The following is a 15,215-nucleotide window of genomic DNA, read 5'->3' as shown; positions in this document are numbered from 1 at the left end:
CCTCAGCCCTATATTTTTGGCGTCCACATGCAAAAAATTTCGCATTTCCTCTGGCTGCGTTTGTCCGGTTTGCTACCCGGCGAGCTGATGGCCGACCAGAGCAGCTGGTTATTCAGCCCGCATCAACATATGCCGCTGATGGCCCATCGCCGTGCCCGCATGATTATCAACCGGGTGCGGCTGTTTGCTTTTTTGTTTGCCGTTCTCACCCCGCTGTGGATCGTGGTAGATGTCCTGACCCTGCCCGATACACTATGGCCACAGCTCATGGCGCTACGCCTGCTGGCTAGCGCCGCCTTTATCGGCTTGGTCTACTACAAGCGGCAAGCCGGGATGCTCAACGCCTACCGGGCAATGGCGACGCTATTTGCCATTCCCACCGTGTTCTATGTGATATCCCATCTGTTATTGACCCGCTATTCGCTACAAGGCCTTTCCGCCGCCATCAGTGCCGGCTATGCCTTTCTGCCTTTTGTCCTGCTGGCCGGATTTGCCATTTTCCCGCTCACACTGCTGGAAAGCTTAGCCTTTGCCACTCCGGTGCTGGTAGCTTATGGCCTGGCTGGTATAGAACACTGGGGCGGCGGTAGTTGGCCGGCCTTTAGCGCCGAGTACTGGCTGCTGATACTGATTACCGGCGTCTCGACCTTGGCCAGCATCAGTCAGCTGGTGCTCATGATGGCCCTGGTCGGACAAGCGATACGCGACCCGCTGACCGGTTGCTATTCACGACGCAGCGGTGAAGAAATCCTCGCCTTGCAGTTTGAGCAGTCAACCCGCACCGGCACCCCCTTGTCGCTCGCTTTTATTGACCTGGACCATTTCAAGCAAATCAATGACCGCTACGGCCATGAGGCCGGTGATCAGGTTCTGAAATCACTGGTCAAAGCCATATCGGCCAGACTGCGCCGCGGCGATGTCCTGACGCGCTGGGGAGGGGAAGAGTTTCTGTTGATCCTGCCCAATACCGATTGCCAGCAAAGCCTTCAGGCTCTGGCCCGCCTATACCAGCAAGGGCTGGGCACACGACCCGACGGTCACCCGCAAACGGCCAGCACCGGCACCGCCGAACGTATCAATGATGGCTGCAATAGCTGGGAAGACCTCGTCGCCTGCGCCGACAGTCGCATGTATCAGGCTAAATCCAGCGGGCGGGACAGCATCCACTGTCACGCCCCCGAGCATGCGCGGCCAGCCTGCGCGATATGCAACAATTACAATCAAAACACCTGCGCCACAAAGCAGCCCGAGCCCGTGGAGCCTAGATAAGTATCGCCTTAGCGCGTGATGATTTTCAGTAGCGTCGCCATAATGATTTGCAAATCCTCCAGCAGGCTATGGCTTTGTGCATAACGCACGTAGTAATCCAGCTTCTGCGGCAGTATTTCCTCGATATACGCCCGCTCAGGGTCGGCTGCGCCGCCCAGAATTTCGTTCTCGTCTATCATGCGGATCGACGCCCAGTCGGTAATGCCGGGGCGCACCGATAACACCAGCGCCTTCACCTCGTCCGGATAATGCGCGACATATTTGGGCACCTCGGGGCGCGGGCCGACCAGGCTCATATCCCCCAGCAATACATCAATCAATTGCGGCAACTCGTCCAGCTTGGTCTTGCGCAGCAAGCGGCCCGCGCCGGTCACGCGCGCGTCCGCCCCCACCGTCAACTGACCGCGCCCTTCGGCCCCCACCTGCATGGTGCGGAATTTGTGGATGCGAAACAGCACGCCACCGCGTCCGACGCGAATCTGGCGGAAAAACACCGGCCCGGGCGAGTCGCTCTTGATCCATAAGGCAAGCGCGATCAAGAGCGGTGCAAGCAGCAACAAGCCCAGCGCCGAAGCGAGCAGATCAAAAGCACGCTTGAGCGCACGCGAGCCATGGGCGGCCGGCGCGCAGCAAGGCAAAACAGGACGGGAATCCGGCAAACTCATGCGCCCAGCACCTCGCGCACCGCAGCAATCACCCGTGCCTGATCCCCGGCGCTCATGCGCGTATAGAGCGGCAAGGTCACCTCGGCTTCAAACGCCGCCTGCGCGACCGGAAAGTCGGCAGGCGTCAGGCCATAACCGTCACGCCACACCGGATGCAGGTGTAGCGGGATAAAGTGCACCGAGCAGCCAACCCCCTTTTCGCTCATCCGCGCGATAAAGTCATCGCGGCTGATGCCCGCCTCGGGCTTGAGCCGCACCGGATAGAGATGCCAGGCATGCTCGCTGCCCCCCTCAAGCGGGCGCGCCGGCAGGATCAGCGGCAGATCGCATAGTTCGGCATCGAAGCGGGTGGCCATTTCTTCGCGCTGTTGCTGAAAACGGCGGATTTTCTTGAGCTGGTGAAGACCCAGCGCCGCGCAGATATCCGGCATGTTGTACTTGAAGCCGGGGGCGATCACTTCGTAAAACCACGCCGGCGTCTTGGACTGGTAACGGTCGAAAGCATCGCGGCTGATACCGTGCAGGCGCATCACCTTGCAGCGCGCGATCAGATCCTTATTTTTCGACACCACCATGCCGCCTTCGCCGGTGGTCATGGTCTTGTTGGCGTAAAAGCTGAACACCGTCACATCCGAGTCCAGCGTGCCGATCAGCCGCCCTTTATACAAGGTTGGCAGCGCATGCGCGGCGTCTTCCACCACCTTGATGCCGTGTTCGCGCGCCAGCGCGATAATCGCGTCCATATCGCAGGCCAGGCCGGCGAAATGCACCGGCATCACCACTTTTGTTTTGGGCGTGATCGCGGCGCGCAAACCCTCTGCCGTCATGTTCAGCGTTGCCGGGTCGACATCGATAAACACCGGGTCAGCGCCGAGGTAACGTACCACCTCGGCCGTGGCGGTAAAAGTGTAAGTCGGGACGATCACCTCGTCACCGGGGCCAACGCCCAGTGCCTCCAGCGCCAGATGCAGACCGGAAGTGGCCGAATTCACGGCAATGGCCTCGACACCGTCGCCGAGAAAGGCGGCGAAATCGGCTTCGAACTGCTTGGTTTTCGGCCCGGTGGTCACCCAGCCCGAACGCAGCGTATCGACCACTTCATTGATTTCTTCCTCGCCGATATCGGGCAAGGCAAAGGGCAGGAATTTTTGTTCGCTCATCACTTTTTCTCCACCATTCTGATGGTGGGTTACGCCCCGGCGGGGCTCACCCACCCTACATGTCATTTGCTGCAAGATACGGCTAGGCCACAGACCGTCCCCTGCCACCGTCTTTACCGGCAGCAAGCGTCGATAAACCGCCGCGCCAGCACCTTGTAATCATGGTTGGCCAATACATATTGCCGCCCCGCCGCACCCATGCGCCCGCGCGCATTGGGTGTTTCGGCCATCATCTGGCGTATTGCGCCGGCAATCGCGCCGGCGTCTTCGCTCACGACGCTGATGCCGCAAGCGGCGTATTGCACGATATCGTTGCAGGCGTCGACCGAGTGGATCACCGGCTTGCCGGCCATCATATAGTCGAACAGCTTGTTCGGATTGATGCCGAAGCGGTAAATCGGCAGTTTGCGCCAGCCGATATACAGCGCATCCATCTCGGCGAGGAAGGCCGGCACCGCACGCTTGGCGATGGAGGGCAGAAACAGCACATTATCCAGACCCAGCGCCTGTGCCTGGGCCATCAGCGCCGCCTTGTCCGGCCCGTCGCCCACCAGCACCACGCTCACCCGTTCCTCTTTAAGCTGCGCCGCTGCCTGCAGCAAAAAGTCGAGCGCGTTGGCCAGACCGTGACCACCGGCGTAACCCAACAAAAAGCGCTTGTCGGCCTTAAGCCGCGCGATGGCCTGCGCATGCGCCGCCGGCAGCGCTTCGGCCGCGCCCTGCCACTCGGCCACGTCCACGCCATTGGGTACCACCGCGTATTTCTCCGGCGCCATGCCGTGCGCCAGCATATAGTCCTTGGCACACGGCAGCATCGACACCACGGTGTCAGCCTTCTTGTAGCCGAAGTCTTCGGCCCATTGCAGCAGGCGGATAAACGGATGCTTGGGGCTCATGCCGCCCACTTCCACCGGCGTCAGCGGCCATAAATCATGCACTTCATACGCCAGGCGCGCGCCGGTCTTGCCGGCAATAAACGCCGCCGGTACGGTGTCCAGCGGATAGGTGCTCGAGGCGATCACCAGATCCGGCTTCCAGTCGCGGATAAAGCGTCCGGACAAGCCCATCAGCCGGCGCAAAAAGGCAAAAATATTGACCACCCGCCGGGCGCCATTGCCCGCGTAATGCGGCGTGCGGCACCAGGTATAGCGGATGCCGTCTATGCTCTGGTCGGCATAAGCCTTGGAGAGTTCGGGATTATGCTGGCGCAGGTGTGAATAATCGGCGGCGACGATATTCACCTCATGCCCGGCCTTGACCCATTCGCGCGCCAGATAATAGGGGCGAAACTCCATGCCGTGCATGGGTGAACCGGCGTAGTGATTGATATACAGGATTTTCATCTGGGGCTTGTCGTCGTTTACGGTGAATGGGCAATGCGGGCGGCTATCCGCCCTAGCACGCCTCCAGCGTCCGGTACAGGGCGACCAGCTTTTCACCTTCGGCCGCCCAGCTGTATTTGGCCAGCACGGCGGCACGCCCGGCCTCGCCCATGGCTTGGGCGCGCGCTTCATCGGCCATCAGCTCGCGTATTGCGGCGGCAATCGCCGCCGGATCCTCCGGATCGACCAACAGGCCGCAGCCGGCATCGTCGACAATGGCGCGCCATACCGGAAAATCGCTGGCAATCACCGGCATGCCGGCTGCCATATACTCGAACAGCTTGATCGGCAGCGCGTCGACGTAATTGGGCGTCGGAAACAGCGTCACCAGACCGATCTTGCTGCGAGCCAGTACTTCACCTACCCCACTGCGGTCGAGCACGCCCAGATCATTGACTCTTGCCCAGCCCGCTTCGCGCTGCATCTCTTCATACAGCCCGGCCTCGCTCCACAAACCGGCCAGATTCAAGCGCACGCCGGTGTCAGGCAGGGCGGCGATAATCGGCGCGATGCCGCGTATGCGCGAGATACTGCCCAGATAACACGCCTCGTTGCGCCGCGCTTCCCACGGTGTATCGCGCACCAGTTCGGCCAGAATGGGGAAATTGCAGATGGCCACGCTGCGGCTGTTGCGTGACAAAAAGCGCTCACGGATATGCGGGGTCGAGGTGACGATGGCGTCAAAGCGCTGCACGGCCCAGTCTTCCACCCGCTCGACGCTGCCCGCTACCAGCGGGCGCAAGGCACCGGGTATCCAGTGCTTGCCCAGAATCTGGCGCGGCATGTCCTCATGCACGTCGTAAATCACCTTGATGCCGGCCTGCTTCAGGCGCAGCGCGGCAGGCACCAGTTCCGGGTCGTGAAAGTGCACCACATCGGGTTGCAGCGCCAGCGCGGCATCGAAGACGCGCTTGACGGTCGCCGTCATGCGCCGCATGCGCCCGCCACTTTTCGCGCCCACATCATGGATGCGCACGCCCTGCCTGATTTCTTCGCCCAAACCGTCGGCGACAATCAGGCTGACGTCAAAGCCGGCATTGGCCAGCGTGACGCACTCTTTGACGAAAATTCGGATATCGTGGCGCGGATGGGCGCTGCTCAGGTGGACAATTTTCATCAGGATTTCAGGTGTGATTCGGGTGAGTGCAGCAGCTCGCCATACAAGGCGGCAAACTGCGCCATATTGTCGCGGTGCAAGGCTTTCTTGCTTACCAGTTTGCGGTTAAGCGTCGCGATTTCATCGAGCTGTTCATTGTCCGTCGCGGCATCCATCGCCTGCATCAGCGCCGCATCCAGCCGGCCCAGATCTTCGGCGATCCGGCCATTCAAGCCATCGATCACCCACTCGAGATTGGCCGGCAGATTGGACAGCAGCGGCAGGCAACCATGGCCCATGGCCTCCAGCAAACTGATACTGGTCGCGTCACTCTTGGGCACGCTGACAAAAACACGGCTGTCGCGATACAAAGCCGCGAGCTCGGCCGCCGGCACAAAGCCGGTAAAGTCGACGCGCTCAAGCTTAAGCGTGGCCGCCAGTTCCTGTAGCGCCTCGCTCTGATCGCCACTGGCGGCAACGGTCAGGCGCCAGTGGGGATAGCGCCCCGAGGCCTCGACCCCGGCCCAGGCACGCAAAATGGTGTCGATGCGGTACAGCTTTTTGTGCAGGCGGCACGACAGCACGCGTTTGGCTTTAGTCGCAGAAGGCGCAGCCTCAGGCAGGGCATCCATGCCGTAATTGAGAATGGCGATGCGCTTGCTGCTCCCCGCCAGCTCGCGGATTTTGGCCGCCATATACAGCGAATCCGAGGTAATCAGATCGGCGCTGGCCAGATTGGATTTCACCATCTGCGCCATCAGCGGATTGCCCTCCGGCAGCAGCAGCACATCCGAGCCCCAGGTCGTCAGCATCAGCGGGATATTCAGCCCGCGCGCGGCGCGCGTCGCATGCCAGGCCACGCTATTGGCCTGATGGATATGCACCACATCCGGCTTGACCGATTTCATCCAGCCACGCAGCTTGCCCACCGCCGAAAACGAGGAAAAACGGAAGTCGACACGCAACACACCGGCAAGATTGGCCGGACGACGCCCTTCGGGCACCTCGGCATTGGTCGCCAGCCAGATTTCATCCACATGCGCAGCGATACCCTCGAGATAGCGCCAGGTATGCACCGAGGCCGAACCCACCAGCAGCAAGCGTTTAATTTTCATCGGCCCAGGCCTTGTACAAGGGTTGCAATTCGGGGTGGGCCGCCAAAAATTCGGCATCACGCTTGCGGGTGTCGCCCACGATCTGCGCCGGATTGCCGGCAAGAATGGCAAAGTCGGGATACTCCCCGGCATCGACCCGCGAATAGGCCGACACCAGCGTGCCCTTGCCCAGGCGCACGCCCGGCATCAACAGCGTATGCGGACCGATAAAACTATAGTCGCCAATCACCGACGGCTTTTTCAGATAGCCGACATGGTTCTGGTGGTCAAGATAGGCCGCACCATACAGGCGCACGGTATCGTGGCTGGAATGGGTCAGCAGTGAAACATAGTTGGTAATCTGGCAGCCCTCGCCGATATACAGCCCGCCGGAGGCATCGATCATATTGAAATGGCCGATAAAGACATTGTCTTCCAGCTGCAGCTTATGCGGGTGCTCGATGCGGGTCATATTGGAAATACGCACCCGGCGCAGGCGCACGCCGTCGCTGCGCGTCAGGCCCAGCACCATGCGCGGACCGATCAGGCCCGACAGGCGAAAACGCAGGCTATCCCATAGTTTCATGGCCGCACCGCCCGCCATAACCAGATAAAGTAACAGGAGAAATAGAGTGTCATGACTACCGAGACTAACGCAAAAGCGGCGCTCACGTCCTGCCAGAGCACAAAACCGCCCCACAGCGCGCCCAGAAACAAGGCGCTACCGGCCACCGTAAAGGCAAAAGCCGTACGCTGGCGGTTAATCACCAGCGGCACCATGCCCAGGGGCGAGGCGACAAAGTGGAACAGGATATAGGGCGACAAGGCGCGCGCGTAGTTGCCGGCCATGCGCCAGTCTTCGCCAAACACCCAGGCAAACAGGCTGTCGCCCCACAGGATAATGACGACAAACGGCGGCAGCGCCAGCGCCGACAAAATGGCCAGCGTCTTGTTGAGATAGGGCAATAGCGATTCGCCGCGGTTCCTGGCGGCAGCCATATCGCGGTAGGCGACCTGCGCCACCGCCTGCCCCACCAGCGCCGCCGGCATCTTCAGCACGCGCATCATCAAGCCGTAGAGCCCGACCGTGACCGAGCCGGACAATAGCGTCAGCAAGGTCACCGCCAGCGTGTCCTGCAAGGCGCCGACAAAGGCATGCGGCGCATTGATGCGCGGAAATTCGCGATAGACATACGCCACCGCGCGCATGTCGTCCCGGCTGACCATATGGCCCCAGCCAAAACGCGTACGCACATCCTGCCATGCCTGCACCACAAGCGAAGCGCCCTGCCCGACCAATTGCCCCAGCACCAGCCCCACCGCGCCCAACCCGGCAAAACCGGCCCCCAGCTGGGTGGCGGTCATGCCCAGCGCCAGCGCCATGCGCCCGCCGGCATTGGCCCGATAACGCTGATGGCGGTTGTTCCAGCTATTCCATGCCTGCATGCCGCCGGCCAGAAGCAAGGACAACGGCAGCCACAAGAGCAAACCGGACAAGGCCGGCGCCTGCGCCAGACGTGACAGCTCGTCATGCCCCAGCAACACCGCCAGCAGCACCAGCAGCGACAAGGCCAGCGACAGCCACAAGGACAAGCCCATCAGATTGGCGGCGCGACGCTCGTCGTCCGGCAACACAATGGCCATATCGTAGCGCCCGGTCATCAGCACCGCGAGGTTGGACAGCCAGGCCACATAAATGGCCAATACGCCGAACTCCGCCGGCGTATAGAGGCGCGTCAGCAAAGGCGCAGCGGCCAGGGGCAAAAACTGCGCAATGGCCGCCCCGCCTGCCAGCGTCGCCACATTGCGCGCAAAGCCGCCTGCGGCCAGCGCCTTCAGGCGCAACAGCAACACGGCTTAGCCCAGCGCCCGCTTGACGGCCGCCACCACCACGTCCTGCGTCGCTTCGTCCATAAACGGATGCATAGGCAGGCTCATCACCCGCAGGCCAGCTGCTTCGGCCAGCGGAAAGCTGCCCGCACCCAAGCCCAGATGGGCAAATGCCGGCTGCAGATGCAACGGTATCGGGTAGTGCACGGCAGTGGGCACGCCGGCTTCTTTCAAGCTGGCCTGCACCGCCTCGCGCTGATCAAGCTCGATGGTGTACTGCGCATAAACATGGCTATTGCCCGGCATGATGACCGGTACCCGCGCTACATCACCCAATCGTTCGCTGTAACGCGCACCGATCCGCGCGCGCGCCTCGACTTCGCTTGGGAAGCTGGGCAGCTTGGCCAACAGCACCGCCGCCTGAATGGTATCGAGGCGGCCGTTGATGCCGATCAGCGGATGATGGTAGCGGCGGTCCTGGCCATGGATGCGGATGGCGCGCATTTTTTTGGCCAAGGCATCGTCGTCGGTAAAGCATGCGCCGCCATCGCCATAGCAACCCAGCGGCTTGGACGGGAAGAAGCTGGTGCAGCCTATGGTCGACAGGCTGCCGGATTTTTTACCATTTTGCGTTGCGCCAAAGCTCTGCGCACCATCCTCGATCACCGCGAGGCCGTGCTTCTCTGCGATCGCGTTGATGGCGGCAAAATCGGCACACTGGCCATACAGGCTGACCGGCATGATGGCGCGGGTACGCGGCGTGATCGCCGCCTCGATGCGCGCAGGGTCAAGGTTGTAGCTGATGGGGTCGATATCGACAAACACCGGCGTGGCGCCCATCAGCGCGATCATTTCGCCGGTAGCGATAAAGGTGAACGGGGTGGTAATCACCTCGTCGCCGGGCTGGATGCCCAGCGCCATCAGCGCAATTTGCAGCGCTGCCGTGCCGTCGCATACGCCGATGGCGTGCTTGACGCCGACGTAGGCGGCCAGTGCGGCTTCAAGCTCGGCAACTTCCGGCCCCATAATGTACTGGCCGTGATCGAGCACCCCATGAATGCGCGCATCGATGTCGTGCTTGAGATGCTGGTACTGCGCCTTGAGGTCGATAAACTGGATGGACATACACTCACTTGTATTTGGCAGCGCATGGCAGCAGAAAGATGCCGCCACGCAAAAATCAATTAAACCGGCGTACAGCTATTGCCGCTGATCTGGTAGCGCGAGTGGCAGGCGGCACAGGCGTGTTCGCCCAGCGTACTATCCAGCCGCTCGCCGCACTGGCACATCCAGCCGATGCGCTTGGCCGGCGTGCCCACCATCAGCGCATACGCCTCTACATCGCGCGTCACCACGGCACCTGCGCCGATAAAGGCATATTCGCCTATGGTGTGGCCGCAGACGATGGTGGCGTTGGCACCTATGGTCGCGCCCTTTTTCACGATGGTGCGGCGGTATTCATGCTTGCGGCTGACGTGGCTGCGGGGATTGTTCACATTGGTGAACACCATGGATGGGCCGCAGAACACATCGTCTTCCAGCGTGACCGCGTCGTAGATGGATACATTGTTCTGTACCTTGACGTTGTCACCGATCAGCACGTCACCCGCAACAAACACATTCTGCCCGAACGAGCAGCGTGCACCGATGCGCGCACCGGCCGAGATATGTACCCAGTGCCAGACACAGGTGCCCTCACCGAGCGTGGCGCCATCATCAACGATGGCGCTGGAGTGGATAGTGGCAGTCATAAACAACCTTATTCAGCAATCACGCGAGCCTAACGCTCGCTTAAAGCCAGACGCAGTGCCAGCGTGGCAAACACCGAACCCAGCAAATACTGCGGCCAGCGACGGCCGGAGGACGCGGCAAAACGCTGACGCAAGCGCCCGGCCAATAAAATCACCACGCCGTTCACCACCAGCCCCACACCGTTCAGCAAGCTGGTCAGCAGCAAGGCCTGCCCCACCACATAGCCATCCGAGAACGACAGAAACTGCGGCAACAGGGCCAGCATGAATAGCGCCATCTTGGGGTTGAGCAAATTGGTCAACAAACCCTGCGCAAACAAGCGTGGCAAGCCGTAACGCGCCGCTTCGCAACGACCCGCGCCGGCCGCGGCCGGTGCGCGTATCGCCTTGTAGGCCAGAAACAGCAAATAAGCCGCACCGGAGAGCTTCACCACTTCGAATGCCAGCGGTACCGCCAGCACCAGTTGCGACAAGCCCAGCGCCACCGCCAGCGCATGGCAATAGGTACCCAGCTGGATGCCCAGCAGGGTGACAAAACCGGCAGCCGGCCCCTGACTCAGACTGCGCGAGCTGATCAACAGCATATCCGGCCCCGGCGTCGCCGCCAGCACCAGACAGGCGGCCAGAAACAAGCCTAGCGTTGCTCCGTCCAGCATCGCTTAATAGTCCAGCGGCAGGCTGACGCGGCGGCCGTCGCGCGCCGACAAATACATGGCGATCAACAGTTCCAGCGACTTCAGGCCTTCACGGCCATCGGTTTCCGGCTCGGCTTCGCCGCGCATGACCTTGATCACGTTGTCGTAGTACAGCGGATGGCCAAAACCGTACACGCTGGTGGTGGCGTAGCTGACGTCGCCAATCTCGCCATCCATCGCATGCGGCGTGTCGAACTCCCAGTGCTGGATTTCATTGACCGCCAGACCGCCCACGCGCACCGAGCCCTTCTCGCCCAGAATGGTGATCGAGCCTTCCAGGTTTTTCGGGTAGGTGAGCATGGTGACATTCATGCTGCCCAAGGCACCCGAGCGCCATTTGACGCTGACCGTGCCGGTGTCTTCCACCTCGATATTGCGCGCCAGCGTAGCGGTATAGGCCTGTACGCTCTCGACCGGGCCGATCAGCCAGTCCAGCAGATCCACATAGTGGCTGGCCTGGTTCATAAAGGCGCCACCGTCAAACTCCCAAGTGCCGCGCCAGGCGGCCGAGTCGTAGTAGTCCTGCGGACGGGTCCAGAACACATTGACGTTGACCATATAGATACGGCCGAAACGCTTTTCCTGCATCGCGCGCTTCAAAAGCTGCAAGGTGGCATTGCGGCGGTTCTGCTTGACCACAAACATGCGCTTGCCGGCCTTGTCGGCGGCTTTCACCATCTCCAGGCCGTCTTCCCAGCGCGTCGCCATCGGCTTTTCCGTCATCACATGAAAGCCCGCCTCGGAGCAGTCTATGCTCTGGGCCGGATGCAGGCCGGAAGGCGTGGTCAGGATCACGATGTCGGCATTGCTGCTGGAGAGCAGGCTTTTCAAATCGGCATGGCCGCGCGCGCCGGTACGCGTCACCGCCGCTTGCAGCGCCTCGGGACGGATATCGCACACGTCGACAATCTCGGCCCGGTCGGCGTGCTGCTCCAGCGAAGCGAAATGGTTTTGCGCGATGCGGCCACAGCCGACCAGGGCAAAACGGATCTTGCGATCGGTAATGGTTTCGTAAGCGTGCATGATCAGGCCTTAACGATATGGTCGGCGGGGTCGAGGAACTTGCCGCGGCTGTCGATAATCAGCTGGGCGTGTTCCTTGAGCATGGCGTAGTCGAAACGGTCATGATCGGTGGCCAGCAAAATGCAGTCGTAAGCGGCAATGACTTCGGGCGACAAGGTGACGCTGGCCAGATCAAAGTGGTGCTCGCGCATCTTGGGGAAAACCGGCACATGCGGGTCGCTGTAACTGATCTCGGCGCCCAGATCGCGCAGTTTTTCCATCAGGAATACCGATGGGCTTTCGCGCATATCATCGACGTTCTTCTTGTAGGCAATGCCCAGCACCAGCACGCGGCTGCCATTGATCGCCTTCTTGCGGCTATTCAGCGCGGAGGCAACCTTGGCCACCACCCAGTCCGGCATACCGGAGTTCACTTCGCCGGCCAGCTCGATAAAGCGGGTATTGACGCCATACTCGCGCGCCTTCCAAGTCAGATAGAAGGGATCGATCGGGATGCAGTGCCCGCCCAGACCCGGGCCCGGATAGTAGGGCACGAAGCCGAACGGCTTGGTCGCGGCGGCGCGGATGACTTCATGAATATCGATGCCCATTTTATCGGCGACGATCTTCATCTCGTTCACCAGACCGATATTGACCGCACGGTGGATGTTTTCCAGCAGCTTGGTCATTTCGGCCGCGCGGGTACTGGACACCGGCACGACGGTGTCGATTACCGCGCCATACAGCGCCACGCCGATTTCCTGGCAGGCGGGGGTCACGCCGCCGCACACCTTGGGAATGGTGCGGGTGCTGAAGTCCGGATTACCCGGGTCTTCACGCTCGGGCGAAAACACCAGAAAGGCGTCTTCGCCAACGGTGAAGCCGCGCGACTCGATGCGCGGCAGCAACTCTTCGTCGGTGGTACCCGGATAGGTAGTCGACTCCAGCGATACCAGTTGGCCGGCGCGCAAATAAGGCACCAGTGAATCGATGGTATTGATCACGAAGCTGAGATCGGGCTCGCGATATTTATTCAGCGGGGTCGGCACGCACAGAATCAGCGCATCGGCCTCGGAGGCACGAACAAAATCGGAAGTGGCCTCAAAACCATCCAGCAGCGCGCCCTGAATGCTGGTTGCCGGAATGTGTTCGATATAACTTTGGCCGTTCATCAGGGCGTCAACTTTGCCCTGATCGATGTCGTAACCGATGACTTTATAGCCGACTTCGGCAAAACGCAGCATCAAAGGCAGGCCGACATAGCCCAGACCGACGATACCGATAACAGCCGACTTGTCGGCGATGCGCGAGAGAAACTGTTGTTTGTGCACGAGAAACCCCGGAAAGACGTAAACCAGCCTGCAGGCAGCGCATAGCCTCGCCCGGCTGCCTGCTTTAAAACGCGAGATTATACGCGCTTATTGCGCACGGCATCAGATACACAAAGCCCCGCGACACATGCGCGGGGCTGGAAACAGCGTGTCTGGCGATGCCCTATATCAGCAAGCGCCCGGCAGAGTGCAAATTGCACTCCTTGATGCGGCGCACGAAATCGCCAAACTCAATGCCGTAGCGGCACTCAAGCTGATCGGCACGAAACTCCAGCGCATCCCAGCTCACCGGATGCGGACTCTGGCGGAAGGCCATCACCGCCACATTGCCGTGACTGGCCGACGGCAGCTCGATCACCCGCCCTTCGAACACCTCCAGCAGCCGCTCGAGGAAAGCCTGATAGCGCTTGTCGCCACTCCACCAGTTGGCAACGAACACGCCATTGGGCGACAAGGCCCGCCGGCAATCCATAAAGAAGTCTTCGGTGGTCAGCGCATCGACAATCTGCACGCCGTCAAAACCGTCGACCAGAATGGCGTCGGTCGACTCGCGGAAAATCTTCACATAGTCGGCGCCATCGGCCTCGATGATCTCGAAATACTCGCCCTCCTCCGGCATCTGGAAAAAGGCACGCGCCACCGCGATCACCTGCGGATTGATCTCGACCACCAGCGAGCGGGCATTGGGCAGATACTCGTCGATAAAGCGGGTAATCGAACCGCCGCCCAGACCGATCTGCAGAATGTGCTGCGGCTCCTCGCCAAACAGCAAAAAGCCCATCATCGCCCGGGTATAACTCAAGACCAGATCGGCCGGCTCGTCCAAATTCATCGAGCTTTGCACCGTTTCCGAGCCCAGATGCAGCGAGCGGATATTGCCCGACTCGGAAATTTCCACCTCCGGCATCTCGTCTATGGCCGCACGCACGCGGCGACGAAAGGGATGGCATGCCTTACCCGCCACAAGCATTCTCCTTGGCCCGCGAGTCGAGAATACTGAAAGCCCGGCGCGGCTTGCCGTCTTCGTCCAGCGGACGCGGATCGGTAAACTCTTCCTTGTCAAAAGCGGTATCGCCCTCGACCAGCGCATCGCCCACTTTCAGGCCGGCAAAGTCGAACAGCTTGGCGTCGGCCAGATGCGAAGGCACCACGTTCTGCATGGCGGTAAACATGGTTTCGACCCGGCCCGGGAAGCGCTTGTCCCAGTCGTTGACCATTTCCTTGACCACCTGGCGCTGCAGATTGGGCTGCGAGCCACACAGATTGCACGGGATGATGGGGAAGGCGCGCAGTTCGGCATAGCGTTCCAGATCCTTTTCGCGGCAATAAGCCAGCGGACGGATCACCATATGCTTGCCGTTGTCCGACACCAGCTTGGGCGGCATGGATTTGAGCTTGCCGCCATAGAACATATTGAGGAACAGGGTGTGCAGCATATCGTCGCGGTGGTGGCCCAGCGCGATCTTGGTCGCGCCCAGCTCTTCGGCCACACGGTACAGCACGCCGCGACGCAGGCGCGAACACAGGCTGCATGTGGTCTTGCCCTCCGGAATCACCCGCTTCACGATGGAGTAGGTATCTTCCTCGACAATGCGGTACTCGACCCCGATGGATTCAAGATAGGCAGGCAGCACATGCGCGGGGAAGCCCGGCTGTTTCTGGTCGAGATTGACCGCCACGATGGAAAAATCAATCGGTGCGGATTTTTGCAAGCCCAGCAGAATGTCGAGCAGGGCAAAACTGTCCTTGCCGCCGGACAGGCAGACCATGACCCGGTCGCCCGCTTCTATCATATTAAAATCGTTGATCGCGTCACCCACATGGTGGCGCAAACGCTTGGTGAGCTTATTGCCCTCGTAGGCGGCCTTTTCGGCTTTCTTGTCGGCAACGGCGATATGTTCGGGCATGAGGGTAGGGCTAAGGGACTGAAAATCCGGCGA

Annotated in this window: 15 protein-coding genes; 1 reads left to right on the top strand and 14 read right to left on the bottom strand. The window is 60.8% G+C overall.

Features of this window, described 5'->3' with window-relative positions; translation table 11 throughout:
* Positions 1-27 precede the first annotated feature (27 nt).
* Positions 28-1,269, top strand: coding sequence for a GGDEF domain-containing protein (locus M3P88_RS11970; RefSeq protein WP_249616244.1), 1,242 nt, complete (start codon positions 28-30; stop codon positions 1,267-1,269).
* An 8-nt stretch (positions 1,270-1,277) separates the two neighbouring features.
* Here the strand turns inward: M3P88_RS11970 and M3P88_RS11965 are convergent, their stop codons facing one another.
* The 14 genes from M3P88_RS11965 to ttcA all read right to left on the bottom strand — a co-directional run bounded on the left by M3P88_RS11965 (position 1,278) and on the right by ttcA (position 15,182).
* Entirely contained in the window at positions 1,278-1,934 is a 657-nt protein-coding gene (locus M3P88_RS11965; protein ID WP_249616242.1) for a sugar transferase, read from the bottom strand.
* Entirely contained in the window at positions 1,931-3,094 is a 1,164-nt protein-coding gene (locus tag M3P88_RS11960; protein ID WP_249616241.1) for a DegT/DnrJ/EryC1/StrS family aminotransferase, read from the bottom strand. The genes M3P88_RS11965 and M3P88_RS11960 overlap by 4 nt, the downstream gene beginning before the upstream one ends.
* 113 nt (positions 3,095-3,207) lie before the next feature.
* The gene (locus M3P88_RS11955) at positions 3,208-4,437 is read right to left on the bottom strand and encodes a glycosyltransferase family 4 protein (protein ID WP_249616239.1); all 1,230 of its coding nucleotides are present in this window, start codon (positions 4,435-4,437) and stop codon (positions 3,208-3,210) included.
* A gap of 52 nt (positions 4,438-4,489) precedes the next feature.
* Positions 4,490-5,593 (bottom strand): glycosyltransferase family 4 protein, encoded by a 1,104-nt coding sequence (locus M3P88_RS11950; protein ID WP_249616238.1) that lies wholly within the window; start codon positions 5,591-5,593, stop codon positions 4,490-4,492.
* A complete protein-coding gene (locus M3P88_RS11945) occupies positions 5,593-6,687 on the bottom strand; it encodes a glycosyltransferase family 4 protein (protein WP_249616237.1) in 1,095 nt (364 codons plus the stop codon). The genes M3P88_RS11950 and M3P88_RS11945 overlap by 1 nt, the downstream gene beginning before the upstream one ends.
* On the bottom strand, positions 6,677-7,252 hold the full coding sequence (locus M3P88_RS11940; RefSeq protein ID WP_249616236.1) for an acyltransferase: 576 nt from the start codon (positions 7,250-7,252) through the stop codon (positions 6,677-6,679). The genes M3P88_RS11945 and M3P88_RS11940 overlap by 11 nt, the downstream gene beginning before the upstream one ends.
* Positions 7,249-8,520 (bottom strand): lipopolysaccharide biosynthesis protein, encoded by a 1,272-nt coding sequence (locus M3P88_RS11935; protein WP_249616235.1) that lies wholly within the window; start codon positions 8,518-8,520, stop codon positions 7,249-7,251. The genes M3P88_RS11940 and M3P88_RS11935 overlap by 4 nt, the downstream gene beginning before the upstream one ends.
* A gap of 3 nt (positions 8,521-8,523) precedes the next feature.
* The gene (locus M3P88_RS11930; RefSeq protein ID WP_249616234.1) at positions 8,524-9,621 is read right to left on the bottom strand and encodes a DegT/DnrJ/EryC1/StrS family aminotransferase; all 1,098 of its coding nucleotides are present in this window, start codon (positions 9,619-9,621) and stop codon (positions 8,524-8,526) included.
* A 59-nt stretch (positions 9,622-9,680) separates the two neighbouring features.
* Positions 9,681-10,247, bottom strand: coding sequence for an acyltransferase (locus M3P88_RS11925; RefSeq protein ID WP_249616233.1), 567 nt, complete (start codon positions 10,245-10,247; stop codon positions 9,681-9,683).
* Positions 10,248-10,276: 29 nt separating this feature from the next.
* Complete coding sequence (locus tag M3P88_RS11920; protein WP_249616231.1) at positions 10,277-10,903, bottom strand: LysE family translocator; 627 nt, start codon at positions 10,901-10,903, stop codon at positions 10,277-10,279.
* Between the two features lie 3 nt (positions 10,904-10,906).
* Positions 10,907-11,965 carry a Gfo/Idh/MocA family protein gene (locus tag M3P88_RS11915; RefSeq protein ID WP_249616229.1) on the bottom strand — a complete coding sequence of 353 codons (1,059 nt, stop codon included), beginning with the start codon at positions 11,963-11,965 and terminating at the stop codon, positions 10,907-10,909.
* Between the two features lie 2 nt (positions 11,966-11,967).
* On the bottom strand, positions 11,968-13,275 hold the full coding sequence (locus M3P88_RS11910; protein ID WP_249616228.1) for a nucleotide sugar dehydrogenase: 1,308 nt from the start codon (positions 13,273-13,275) through the stop codon (positions 11,968-11,970).
* Between the two features lie 163 nt (positions 13,276-13,438).
* Positions 13,439-14,245: a polyamine aminopropyltransferase gene (locus M3P88_RS11905; RefSeq protein ID WP_249616227.1), complete on the bottom strand. Its 807-nt coding sequence runs from the start codon at positions 14,243-14,245 to the stop codon at positions 13,439-13,441.
* Positions 14,229-15,182 (bottom strand): tRNA 2-thiocytidine(32) synthetase TtcA, encoded by a 954-nt coding sequence (ttcA, locus tag M3P88_RS11900; protein WP_249616226.1) that lies wholly within the window; start codon positions 15,180-15,182, stop codon positions 14,229-14,231. The genes M3P88_RS11905 and ttcA overlap by 17 nt, the downstream gene beginning before the upstream one ends.
* Positions 15,183-15,215 lie beyond the last annotated feature (33 nt).

It is taken from the genome of Craterilacuibacter sp. RT1T (assembly GCF_023502145.1).
Taxonomy (GTDB): Bacteria; Pseudomonadota; Gammaproteobacteria; order Burkholderiales; family Chromobacteriaceae; genus Craterilacuibacter.
This window is presented reverse-complemented; position numbering and strand designations above follow the sequence as displayed.

Bases quoted from the DNA above. Each gene is read 5' to 3' on its own strand.
- M3P88_RS11970 (WP_249616244.1), top strand. From the start codon at position 28: ATGCAAAAAATTTCGCATTTCCTCTGGCTGCGTTTGTCCGGTTTGCTA.
- M3P88_RS11965 (WP_249616242.1), bottom strand. From the start codon at position 1,934: ATGAGTTTGCCGGATTCCCGTCCTGTTTTGCCTTGCTGCGCGCCGGCC.
- M3P88_RS11960 (WP_249616241.1), bottom strand. From the start codon at position 3,094: ATGAGCGAACAAAAATTCCTGCCCTTTGCCTTGCCCGATATCGGCGAG.
- M3P88_RS11955 (WP_249616239.1), bottom strand. From the start codon at position 4,437: ATGAAAATCCTGTATATCAATCACTACGCCGGTTCACCCATGCACGGC.
- M3P88_RS11950 (WP_249616238.1), bottom strand. From the start codon at position 5,593: ATGAAAATTGTCCACCTGAGCAGCGCCCATCCGCGCCACGATATCCGA.
- M3P88_RS11945 (WP_249616237.1), bottom strand. From the start codon at position 6,687: ATGAAAATTAAACGCTTGCTGCTGGTGGGTTCGGCCTCGGTGCATACC.
- M3P88_RS11940 (WP_249616236.1), bottom strand. From the start codon at position 7,252: ATGAAACTATGGGATAGCCTGCGTTTTCGCCTGTCGGGCCTGATCGGT.
- M3P88_RS11930 (WP_249616234.1), bottom strand. From the start codon at position 9,621: ATGTCCATCCAGTTTATCGACCTCAAGGCGCAGTACCAGCATCTCAAG.
- M3P88_RS11925 (WP_249616233.1), bottom strand. From the start codon at position 10,247: ATGACTGCCACTATCCACTCCAGCGCCATCGTTGATGATGGCGCCACG.
- M3P88_RS11920 (WP_249616231.1), bottom strand. From the start codon at position 10,903: ATGCTGGACGGAGCAACGCTAGGCTTGTTTCTGGCCGCCTGTCTGGTG.
- M3P88_RS11915 (WP_249616229.1), bottom strand. From the start codon at position 11,965: ATGCACGCTTACGAAACCATTACCGATCGCAAGATCCGTTTTGCCCTG.
- M3P88_RS11905 (WP_249616227.1), bottom strand. From the start codon at position 14,245: ATGCTTGTGGCGGGTAAGGCATGCCATCCCTTTCGTCGCCGCGTGCGT.
- ttcA (WP_249616226.1), bottom strand. From the start codon at position 15,182: ATGCCCGAACATATCGCCGTTGCCGACAAGAAAGCCGAAAAGGCCGCC.